The organism is Armatimonadia bacterium (genome assembly GCA_039679385.1).
In the GTDB taxonomy this organism is placed as follows: Bacteria; Armatimonadota; Zipacnadia; order Zipacnadales; family JABUFB01; genus JAJFTQ01.
This window is the reverse complement of the sequence record JBDKVB010000069.1, coordinates 77775-89381: the sequence shown is the minus strand read 5'-3', so window position 1 is coordinate 89381 and position 11607 is coordinate 77775. Positions and strand designations below refer to the sequence as shown.

The 11607-nt window shown below is 65.9% G+C and carries 7 protein-coding genes; 1 reads left to right on the top strand and 6 read right to left on the bottom strand.

What is annotated here, in order from left to right; genetic code table 11:
• The 6 genes from ABFE16_07830 to ruvC form a co-directional block, all read right to left on the bottom strand.
• Positions 1 to 4330 (bottom strand): carbohydrate-binding family 9-like protein (locus ABFE16_07830; protein MEN6345202.1); only part of this gene is annotated, 4330 nt, incomplete at its 3' end.
• Between the two features lie 203 nt (positions 4331 to 4533).
• A complete protein-coding gene (locus ABFE16_07825) occupies positions 4534 to 5424 on the bottom strand; it encodes a hypothetical protein (protein MEN6345201.1) in 891 nt (296 codons plus the stop codon).
• Positions 5425 to 5502: 78 nt separating this feature from the next.
• Positions 5503 to 6567 (bottom strand): Holliday junction branch migration DNA helicase RuvB, encoded by a 1065-nt coding sequence (gene ruvB / locus ABFE16_07820; GenBank protein MEN6345200.1) that lies wholly within the window; start codon positions 6565 to 6567, stop codon positions 5503 to 5505.
• Positions 6564 to 7499: a type II CAAX endopeptidase family protein gene (locus ABFE16_07815; GenBank protein ID MEN6345199.1), complete on the bottom strand. Its 936-nt coding sequence runs from the start codon at positions 7497 to 7499 to the stop codon at positions 6564 to 6566. Before ABFE16_07815 ends, ruvB begins: the two co-directional genes overlap by 4 nt.
• Before the next feature lie 37 nt (positions 7500 to 7536).
• Entirely contained in the window at positions 7537 to 8157 is a 621-nt protein-coding gene (ruvA, locus tag ABFE16_07810) for a Holliday junction branch migration protein RuvA (GenBank protein ID MEN6345198.1), read from the bottom strand.
• 49 nt (positions 8158 to 8206) lie between these two features.
• Complete coding sequence (ruvC, locus tag ABFE16_07805) at positions 8207 to 8764, bottom strand: crossover junction endodeoxyribonuclease RuvC (GenBank protein ID MEN6345197.1); 558 nt, start codon at positions 8762 to 8764, stop codon at positions 8207 to 8209.
• A gap of 190 nt (positions 8765 to 8954) precedes the next feature.
• Between ruvC and ABFE16_07800 the strand changes: the two genes are divergently transcribed.
• Positions 8955 to 11585 (top strand): pitrilysin family protein, encoded by a 2631-nt coding sequence (locus ABFE16_07800; protein MEN6345196.1) that lies wholly within the window; start codon positions 8955 to 8957, stop codon positions 11583 to 11585.
• Positions 11586 to 11607 lie beyond the last annotated feature (22 nt).

Below are 11607 nucleotides of genomic sequence, written 5' to 3'. Positions count from 1 at the left end.
TCGTCCAGGTCGGCAGCGGGAGCCCTCCCTCGGGATAGGCGGAGAAGTCGTCGTGGTAGGGGTTGCCGGTGAAGGTCACGCGACCGAAGCAGGAGGGGCGATGGAACACCGGCGTGGGTGACCAGGCTGAGAACTGCGCATGGGCCACCTTGTTGCTGCGGTCGATGCGGAGCAGTTGGATCCGCCAGGCGTCGCCGAGCGACGGCACGGCCTTCCCGCTGGTGACGAAGTTACTCCAGGGGATAGCGGCCTCGGCGGTCCATCCCTTGTCGGTATCCTCGCGCTGGTTGAGCGTGCCCTGCACGTCCACTGCCGTCTTCATGCCCTCGGCATCCCAGAGGATTCCGAGCAGGCCCTCGGCAGGCTGACCCAGGAGGTTGGCGCGGCTGATGTTCAGGTCCACGGTCACGTTGCGCGGGCTGATCTCGATCTCGCGGTAGTTCGCGCCGTCACCGTCGGGGTCGGCGTAGACCTCCACGGCTTCCTGCTCCCACAGATAGGCGTCATGGTCGGTGTAGGTGGCCCAGACGTCCGGGTCCTCGCACTCCCAGGCCAGGTACAGGTACTGACTATCCCAGGCCATCCGGCCGGTGGTCTTGAGGTCCTGGCCGTCCTTCGCGTCGGGATCGAGGCGAGTGAAGGCTTCGGTCGCAGGCGCCTGACGCCAGATCTCCTCGTCCAGCTTGCCGTCGATGACCGGCGGTGTCGCAGCACGCAAGCACGAGTACTCCAGCGGCGGCGGCGTGACGTTGCTAAGCACATAGCGCAGCGTGCCAAGGAGCAACTCGCGCTGGTACTGGGCGCTCTGCCGCAGACCGTGCCAGACGTAGACCACCTTCGCGCCGGAGAGCTCGCCGGTGTTGTACTCGATCATGGCCGCCGCGTCGCCGTAGCTCTTGCCCTTCTCGTCGCGGAGGGTGATCAGCGGGATGTAGTGGTTCAGCGGACCGGCCACATCGTAGAGCGGCCGCCAACGCTGGTCGATATCGGTGGGCCAGGGGAAGCGGGCCGGCAGGTTCGGGAAGACCTTCTGCGAGGCATCTACCTCGAAGCTGAGACGCACACCGGCGGGCGGCTCCTCCCAGCCACGCGTGGGCGAGACCTCCAGCGTGTCCATGCGATCGCCCGCACCGCTGCCGTTGATGGGCAGACCGAACTTGGGTGCGCTGACGACGGGCTTGCCGGCCTCGTTGTAGTAGAAGGGGAAGGGCTGGCTGGAGAGCGCCACGAGGGTGCCGCCGCCCTTGAGCCAGTTCAGCATGGCCTCGTCGCCGTCACCCGTGCGGTTGACGGTTTGGTAGTAGTGCTCGCCGCCCAGGTAGAGGGCGATCCAGACCTTGTGGGCGTTGAAGACCCGCGGGTTCACCAGGTCCTGTGCGGTGAGGAAGGTGAGGTGCTTGGCCAGCCCGGCCTCCTGCAGCATCTTCACTACGAGGTTCGCCCGTGGGTTGGTGGTGTCCGGATGAGGCAGGACGGCCACATGCCCACTGACCGCCTCCAGCAAGGGAGCCAGCGACTTGAGCTCCTTAAGGGTTGCCTCACGGGCGAGTTCGAGCTCGCGGCGAGACTGCAGGGCTGCTAGTGTCTCCGAGAGCTTGGCGGCCTGCAGGTCAGTGGAGGTGATGGCGTAGATCTGGCACCCCACGGGAGCCAGGGACATGATGGGCTTGCCCTTGTTCTCGATGACGGCGAGGCTGAGGTGCCAGTCGAAGACCGGGGGCCAGGACTGGATCACCGGCACCGACCCGGCCAGCGGAATCGACTCGCGGGTCTGCTCATCACGGTAGAGGGTGAGATGCGAGCGGTCGTCAAGCCCGCCAACCAGGAGGAACAGGTACTGCGGATGCTCGCCGAAGGCGATGCCCCGGCGCGGAACCGTGACCCGGTTCTGCGTCAGGTCAGGATCGAGTAGTTGGAAGGGCACCCCGTAGAGGGTCTTGAAGCCCGGCTCATAACTCGCCATCGACTTGGGGTCATCCCAGTTGCGGTCGATCCCCTCGAAGGCGCCCCGCGCGAGATTCAGCATCTGGAATCCGTCGCGCTCGAGGAAGCTGGGCCCGTCGGAGTCTTGCACCCGGGGCTTGGCGACGGCGCAGGACAAGGGCACCACTGCTGCATCGTAGCCGCCCAAGCAGACCGTGTCGCCCAGCTTGACGCCCTTGAGGATCAGGGTGTCCTTCTGGGCGGCGAAGGTCGTGAGGCGGTCCGCCGCAAGGCGGCTGGTCTGGCCGTCGCGGATCAGGGACACCTGCTTGCTGCGCAGGTCGAAGAACGGGAAGGTAACGCTGAGGTCGAAGGAGGCAGCGGGATCGGCCTGCAGACCGCCGGCCACGAGCTTGAAGGAGCACCGGCCGTCGCCATAGTAGCGATAGCCGCTGAGGTCGGTATGGCGACCGTCGCGGTCGAAGGCCATGGCCGCCTTCTCACCACAGACCACCCGGGCGCGTGAGGTTCCCACAGGCCAGATGAGACGCTCAAAGCCGCCCCAGAGGCCGCCGTAGTCAGCGCGCTTCCCCTTGCCCTGGGCGCACTCATCGAAGAGGCCGTAGCGCTCGGTGAAGGCGCTGCTGGGGTACTCGCGCACTGACGGGTACCACTGGTCCTGGAACATCTGCGGGTAACGCTCGAGCATTCCGCGCAGGTAGTGGCCCATGATCGGATCGCCGGTGCTGAGGTACTCGTAGAGCATGGCGATGTTGTAGACCCAGACCTCGTTGGCACAGGCGCAACCCAGCCAGGGCAGCCCGGCATTGGGCTCCATGAAGAAGGAGCTGTCGAGGTCGTCCATGTCGTCGTTGTCGCAGGGCCAGAGCGCGAGATAGCGGTAGGTCATGTTCCGGGCCAGCTTGTAGGCCAGCTCGGCCAGGTCCTGGTGCGAGGGATCGTTGCGGAAGAAGTAGTAGTACTTCAGGCAGAAGGTGACGCAGGGAGTGGCGCTCCAGGCGAACTGCGCCGCCGGAACGTCGGGATAGCAGTTGCGGGTGTAAAGGATGTGCTTGGTGTAGCGCAGCACGCCGTCGATGTAGGGCAGCAGATCAGCAGCTCCCGCCGGGTCGTTGCGGTAGTACTCAAGCAGTGCCAGCCCGGCGTTCCAGCCGCGCACATGGTGGAAGGTCTCGACGCCGGGGCCGAAGAACTCCGCGCCGCCACCGTCCAGCGGCGTCTGCCAGAAGAACCCCTTGTCCCCGCCGACCTCCAGCCACTTGCCCAGTGAGACGATCTTGCGACACTCGGTGCCAAGCCGAGTGATGGAGGCCTGGTCCTTCGTGTCGAAGTAGTAGTCGATGCTGTTGAAGTAGCCCTGACCGCCGATGAGGTTGACGTTGGGCTGCCACCAGCGATCGCCGTCGGGGCCGGTGTTCTGGGTTGCGAAGTTGCCCAGACTGCCGGGGACGGGGAAGTCGCTGATGCGCAGGCTGTCGGGGAGCCAGGACAGGTCATTCATCCGCTCGGCATCGGGCAGACGGTCGGCGTAGGTCTTCCAGAGGAACTCGTTGACCAGTCGGTTCGGGTCGTCGTCGGGCCCCATATCGCGCGACCACAGGAGCCGGAAGTGCGTACCGCAGCGAACCGGGGTCGTGGGGTAGCGAAGGTTGATGTACTGCTTGCCGTAGGGCCAGGTGAGGCAGAAGAACTCGCGATCGCCGCCGAACTGCCAGCAGTAGGTGGTGCCGAAGTTCTTCTCGCTGTGGTCGGTGAGGCGTGCGCCGTGGAAGTCGTAGCCCACGTAGTGCTTCGCAGCCGAGTTCCATAGCCCGGCGACGGCCATGGGATAGGAGCCGATCGGCGGCGCGTACATCCAGTCGCGTGACCAGTGACTCACCACCGTCTGCCCGCGCGGCGCGGCCTTCATCTGAATGTAGTCATCCACCACAGGGGTGCCGATGGACCAGCCGCGCTGATGGAAGACCTCGGCTCCCGGCAGGCTGCAGGTCAGGAAGTGGAAGGGCACCTGTCCCCAGCGCTTCTCCCACGCCGCCTGATCGAAGGAGCGCAGGTCAAGCTCGAAGGTCACCACGGGGAAGGGGTCCTTGGGCAGAAGCTGGACCTCGATGAAGCTCGCGGGCCCCAGAGCGGGAGTGGGCGTGCAGGACAGCCCGGTGAACCGCAGGACGCTCGTGGTCGCCTTGAGAGTGGTAGCCGTAAGGGCGTGGTTGCTCCCGAAGTTGACGGTGGCGATCTCGGTGTCATCCGACTTGAGGGTGAACCCGGTGTAGGCGCCCGTCTTGCCCGTCGCTGTGAGGCTGACGGTCCCGTTGTCTGTCTGCTGGGCGAAGGCGGTCGTGAGGGACAGGAACGAGATCACAGCAAGGACGATGGATCTGGTCACAGGTCGGCCCTCCAGAATCGGCAGCGGGCTTGCTCAGCCCGGGCGGTAAAGGACAAGGCGACGGGAGTGGTCCGGCAAGACTCAACAAGGGACTTGCGCTCTGGGGCGAAGGTTAGCCACAGCCGGCCTCAGAGCGCTCACCGACGGTCGAAGACCTTCGTGCTTCGCAGTGCCTGCACCTCCACTGCCGCGGTCGGTGCAGCTCAGGGACGGTCGAACCGGACCAGGTTGATGAGCCAGTGAACGAGGGCTTCCAGCTCGCGCAGGTCCGTGTGCTGCACCTCGATCTCGCCGGTCTCCAGCAGGTGGCGCGAGTCGAAGTTGGTCCGCACCTGGGGAGCCGCATGGACGAACCAGCGTGCCAGGGCGCGCAGATTCGCCTCACTGGCCGGCTGCACCTGATCGCCGAGAATCGTGTAGTCAAACTCACGGGCGTTGATCCGCAGGCGGCGCAGAGGGTGGAGGAAGACAAGGTCGGCATAGGTGTGGTGAGAGGTGCCGTGTGCGTGCTGTGTGGCCGCGGAACCCGTCACGGCCGCACTAAGGACAGCGCCATAGGCCCCGCCGACGACGGCGGCGCCATAGCTGATCTTGCGTGTGAGGATATTGCCGGGCCTGGGCCTCGCGACAGTGGTCGTGACGGCAACGCGAGCCATGGCCAGAAGGAGGAGGCGACTCCAGGGCCCCGAGTGCTCCTCCCCGCTCGTCTCGTACAGGTGGAGTTCCTCTTTGGTCATCCGCGCCCGCACTACCTGGCGCTCTTCAGGCAGGGGCACCAGATGCTCGGCGGGGATGACGAAGCAGTCTTCGCCCAGGGACTGCAGGTGGGCAGCCAGGGCCTCGGCTGCCGCGATGTCGATGTTGTCCAGCAGGATACCGCGGCCATGGGCGCACACGGCTGCGGCATCGGCCCGGTGGAGGCCGGTATAGTGCGTCACAACCGGCGCAAAGGTCTCCAGGTCGAGCCTGCCCGTGCGCTTGCGAATCAGGGTAGCGCCGGTGCGAGGCTTCTCGCGCGGGTCTTCCCAGATCAGCCCGCCTTCCTCTTCCTCTTCGTCCTCAGCATCAAGCTCGTCCGGATCCAGCTCGTACATTGCCTTCTCCTCCTCGACCAGACACGAACCGGGTGCAGACTGCGGACAGACCGGCGACCCTTCGCCGGGGCGACCTGGTCAGGTGTCGAGGCCAAGGATGGCCTGCACGCCACCTGTGGGCGGTGGAGGCGGCTCACGGTCAATGCCCAGATGCTCGTAGGCGCGGCCACTCGCCTGCCGACCCCGGGAGGTCCGCAGCAGGAAGCCGATCTTCAGCAGGTAGGGCTCCACCACGTCCTCCAGCGTCCCCTCATCCTGCGAGAGAGTTGCCGCAATGGCATTCAGCCCCACCGGTCCGCCGTTGTAGTAGTCGATCATGGTGCGCAGGTACTTGCGATCGAGCTCGTCGAGACCCACTTCGTCGACCCGCATGGCGCTGAGGGCCTCGGCCGCCATCGTCTGGGTTACAACGCCGTCGCCCATGATCTGGGCATAGTCGCGAACGCGGCGCAGGAGACGGTTGACGACTCGCGCAGTGCCTCGCGAGCGGCAGGCCAACTCCCGCGCACCACCCGGGTCAAGCGGAATCTCCCAGATCCGCGCAGCGCGGGTGACGATCTTCTCCAGTTGCTCCTCCGTGTAGAACTCCAGGTGCAGGAAGATGCCGAACCTCTCGCGCAGGGGAGCGGTGAGCATCCCAGCCCGAGTGGTCGCCCCGATCAGGGTGAAGGGCTCCAGGTTCAGCGGGACTGTCTTGGCGTAAGGCCCGCTATCCACGACGAAGTCGATGCGGAAGTCCTCCATCGCCGGGTACAGGTACTCCTCAACCACGCGCGGGAGACGGTGGATCTCGTCGACGAAGAACACATCACCGCGCTTGAGGTTCGTCAGCATCCCCACGAGGTCGGTGGCACGCTCAAGCGCCGGGCCCGAGGTCCGGTGGATATCGACGCCCATCTCGTTGGCGATGATATGGGCCAGTGTGGTCTTCCCGAGCCCCGGAGGGCCATCGAAGAGCAGGTGCTCGAGCACATCTCCGCGCTGCTTGGCCGCAGCAATGGCGATGCGCAACTGTCCGATGAGCTCGGTCTGGCCCACGTCGTAGTCGTCGAGAGTCTGGGGGCGGACCGTGTTCTGCTCGTCGTGGTCGCGCCCGCGCTCCTGGGCCGTGATGATTCGCTGACGTCCGAGGTCTTCACTCATGATTCGGTCTCGCAGACTGGAGGTTGGTCCACCGGGCGGCGAATCACCCCGGCTGCCAAGAGGTAAGCCGCGAACAGGCCGGCCAGGACGATGCCGACCACACCCACGAAGTTCGCGACGAGTACGTTGGCGCCCTTGACGAACATCATCGGAGCCACGGCAGGCCCGTTCATGGAGGCATGGGCGATGGTCGGCGCCCAGACACTTCCCGAGGCGTTCCGCAGCCAGCCGAGGATGACGCTCCACACCGTACAAAAGACGATGAACAGCGGCACGCCGAGCGCCGCATGGCCCGGGTAGTTGTGGCCCTGGGCGACGATCGGGGCGTGCCAGACGCCCCAGATCAGCCCGGTGAGCAACACGCTGGCACGGACGCCGAAACGCTCAAGACGCCGCTGCAGATAACCGCGCCAGCCGAACTCCTCACCGAAGGTTGCCACGCAGTTGATGAGGACCGCCTGCGTCAGGGCGCTGACCCAGATGATGACCGGCAGCCAGGCGCCGAAGCGGGCTGTCTGCTGACGCACGAACTCCTGGCCTTCCGGCGGCACCCGCGACATGATGGTAGATAGCCCCGGATCGTAGGTGCCCAGGCCCAGGGCGAGCGTCAGCCCCGTTGCCACCACACCTAGGACCGCTGGGAGGAGCCAGGCGACCAAGTGGTAGCGTCCCCTGCCCCAGTGCAGGCCGGAGTCGGCGAAGCCACAACCCTCAACCTTGCGGGCGACAAGCGCTGCAAGCATCGGTACGTACATGACGCCGATCAGCCAGAACAGGACCGCGTTGCCCGACTTCGGGCTGCCGTAGCCGATGGCTCGAACCGGAATCAGCTCGATGGCCCAGGCCCCGCCGAAGGCAATCACCAGGTACACGAGCAGCCCGAGGGTTTCACGAGGGACCGGCCGGCACAGCTTACAGGACTCCTCAGCCATGGTCACGGACCTCGCAGTCATGTTACGGGAGACGAAGCTATCGGTTCTGGAAGACGCGACGGATCAGGGCATCGGCGGACGTGAGCTCCGGTTCGGCCTCGCGGACGGCTCGGAGGGCTGTGACAGCATCCGAAGGGGACATCCCGAGCTGTGTGAGGACCTCCAGCGCGTCGGCCTCGAAGCTCTCCAGCGGACGCTCGGCGGCCTCGGCGGCACGCTCCAGCTCTTCCACATCGACGAAACGCCCGAGCTTACCACCGAGGGTGGCGATCATGTCCTTGGCCCTCTGTGGACCGACGCCGGGCAGAGACTTGAGCAAGCGGGAGTCCTGCAGCTCAATGGCCTTCGCCACAGTCGCCACAGGCAACGCAAAGGCTCGCAGCGCCGCCCGTGGTCCAACTCGGGGCACGTCGGTGAGAAGCTCGAAGAAGTCGCGCTGCACATCGTTCTCGAAGCCGAAGAGCACCGGCACCGACTTCGCCTGGTCGACTGCGAGGTAGTGGTAGGTGCAGAACTCGACCTCGCTGCCGGTCGGTCGGCCCTCGAAGCGCTCGCGGACATGCGGCGGCAAGAACACCTCATAGGTGAGACCGTGGACGTCGACGAGCACGGACTCTTCGAGGATCCCGGCAAGCTCACCACGGATGCGTCGGATCAACAGGATGCCCCCAGAGATATGGTGCAGGCTACGCAACAAGCCTTCCGGCTCAGCGTCTCTCGCGGCGCGGGACGGCTCCCTGATCGGCCAGCGCCCGCGCCAGGCGTTCCGGCAGAGCTCCGCGACGCCCCTCAAGACGCATGGGCGCGGCATGACACAGGCACAGCGCCAGGGCATCGGTCACGTCTCTGGGCTCGGGCGCCTGCGCCAGTCCAAGCAGATGCACGACCATCGACGCGACCTGCTCCTTGGTGGCTCGACCGTGGCCGGTGAGAGCGCGCTTGACCAAAGAGGCCGGGTAGGCGGCGACCTGGAGCCCACGCTCTGCCGCCGCGAGCAAGATCACGCCACGAGCATGGCCCATCAGAATCGCTGTCCGAGGGTGCTCGTACTTGGCGTAGAGGTCCTCGACGACCATCACCTCGGGGTCGAGATCGGACACTACCCCGCGAATGCCCTGGGCAAGGGTCGCCAGGCGCACCTCCAGCGAAGCGGAGGCATCGGTGCGGATCACGCCGCCCTCCACCAGCCGCGCGGACGGTGGGTCATGCGCGACCAGTCCGTACCCCGTGCAGTTCAGCCCCGGATCGATACCGAGAATGCGCATAAGGTCATTATAGCATGGTGCCCTCTGGGTGGGTAAGGGAAGCCGAGAGCGCCGCGCAGTGGCCCCTGCAGGACCGCCCAGAGGAGCGCAGGCCTTCTCACTCCGGGCCTGGCGTCCTATAATCAGAGGGCTGGGGTCTTCAAGATAGTGCAGTAGTCCCTGCCGCGCAAGGATTCCCCGAGGTGCTGAGATGAAGCGATGTCTGGTCGCAGTAGTTCTGGCCCTGCTCCTGATGATCTGCCAGGCGTACGCAGAACCTGTGATGCGGACCTTTGACAATGGCATGACCGTGGTCGTCGACGAGGTCCATGCCGCTCCGGTAGCTGCGGTGCGATTCTATGTCCGCGCCGGGAGCATGTACGAGGACAACTACCTCGGCTGTGGCATCACTCATTTCCTGGAGCACCTCGTCGGTCACGGCTCCACACACCGGACGGCCGACGAGATCAACGCAATCCAGGAGGCCCTGGGCAACCAGGCCAACGCCTACACGAGCACCGACCACACCTGCTACTGGATGACTGGACCGGCGCGTAACGTCGAGGACATGGTCGACCTCATCGGCGACTACGTCTTCAACCCGCTGCTCACGCCGCAGGATGTGGAGACACAGCGCGGCGTGATCCTGCGCGAGATGGCGATGGGCGAGGATGACCCCGGGCGGCGACTCAGCAACCTGATGACCCAGACCCTCCTGCGACTGCACCCGGCACGGTACCGCATCATCGGGTACCCGGACCGCTTCAAGGCGGTGACTCGCGAGGACATCGTGTCCTACCACCGGCGCATGTACACCACGGATAACGTGGTGGCTGTGGTCGTCGGCGACTTCGAGACCACCCGCGTGATGAAGGCCCTGGAGCAGTCGCTGGGGCAGATTCCCCGGCGTGCCGTGAACCTCCCGACCTTGCCCCAGGAACCCGCGCAGACCAGTCCGCGGCGCGTGGAGGAAGTTGACCCGACTCTCTCGCGGGCGTACCTGGCCCTGGGCTGGCGCACCGTGACGCTGTTCTCGCCCGACATGTACCCGCTGGACGTGGCCGATTACATCCTCAGCAACGGTCCGAGTTCCAGACTCGTCTCACGGCTGCGGGAGGAGAAGGGGCTGGTCGACGCCATCACCAGCGGCTCCTACACGCCGGAGTATGATGGCGGTCGCTTCGTGATCTCGGCAGTGGCCGACGAGAGCAAGCTGGCCGAAGCCGAGAAGGCCATCCTTGCCGAGGTGGACCGGCTGAAGACGGAGCCGGTGAGCGCTGCCGAGCTGAGTCGCGCCAAGAAGCAGAAGGAGAGCGAACTCGTCTACGCTCGCGCCAACGTCGATTCCTGGGCCGAGATGCTGGGGAGCAACTACCTGAGCACCGGGGATGTCGACTTCAGCACCCGCTATGTCGAGGGCCTTCGCAAGGTGACGGCGGCGGATATCCAGGCGGCTGCGAACCGCTACTTCCGCCCCGAGAATCTCACGGTCGTGGTGCGTCGAGCCGGGAAGGGCACGACGCAGGCACAAGCCACGCAGCCCGTCGAGCGGCGTGAGGACACCCGTCGCAGCACGCTCCCGAACGGCATCACGGTGCTCGTGCGGGAGGATCACCGCACGCCGATGGTCAGTGTGCAGGCCTCCTGGCTCGGCGGCCTGCGCTATGAGACTGCCGAGAACGCCGGCATCGGCCGCCTCCTCGCGGCGATGATCACCCGGGGCACTCGCACCCGGTCACGTCAGGACCTTGCCAGGGCGCTCGACGACGTCGCAGCCGGGCTCTCCGCGACCTCGGGCCGCAACAGCTTTAGCCTCAGCGGCACCTGTCTCACCGCCGACCTGAACCTGCTGATGACGCTGCTGACCGACTGCGTGCGCAACCCGAGCTTCCCGGCAGCGGAACTGGACCGCGTGAAGCAGCTCACCCTGGCGGCCCTTAAGGCCCAGGAGGACGACCCGGACTCGGTGGTCAGTCGCCTGCTGGTGCAGACCTTCTACCAGCAGCATCCTTACCGACTCGACCCACTGGGGACGCCCGAGAGTGTGGCGTCGATCACCCGCGAGAAGCTGATCGCCCATCACGCGCAGCTCTGCCGACCGAGCCCGATGGTGCTGTCGATCTACGGTGACGTGAAGATCGACCAGGCGCTGGCGCTGGCGAAGCGGTGCTTCGGCGACTGGGCTCTTCCGCCCGCTCAGCCGGTGAAGCTTGCTCCCGAGGCCCCGCCCAGTGAGGAGCGACGGGCAGTGAAAGAGCGCGACCAGGAGCAGGGTCTGCTGTACATGGCCTTCCCCGGTCCGACCGTCGACGTCAAGGATCGCTTCGCGCTGGACGTTCTCGACGCCGCCTTCTCGGGGATCAACTACCCCGGCGGCCGGTTGCATGAGAAGCTGCGGGGCGCTCAGTTGGTCTATGCGACGCACCTCGTTCCGGCGCCGGGGATCGATCCCGGCTACGTGCTCGTCTACGCGGCGACCCAGCCGGAGAAGCTGCAGTTGGTGGAAAAGATCATCCGCGACCTGATCGTCGAAGTGCAGCAGAAGCCGCTGTCACCGGCCGAGTTCGCGCGGGCCAAGAAGATGTGCATCGCGGCCCACGAAATAGAGCTTGGCGACGTCTCGACCCGACTGACGCAGGAGACGCTGGATGAGCTCTACGGTCTCGGCTACCGGGAGTCGGCACGCTATGCCGAGAAGATTGAAGCGGTCAGCCTGACCGACGTCCAGGCGGCCGCCCGGAAGTATCTGAACCTGAACCAATGCGCGATCGCTATCACGCGACCCGCAGCCACAAAGGAGGGTACAGGAGGTCAACCTGCGGCAGCCGGGCCAGGAGCCTGAGGCGCCGCAGGGCTTGCGGACC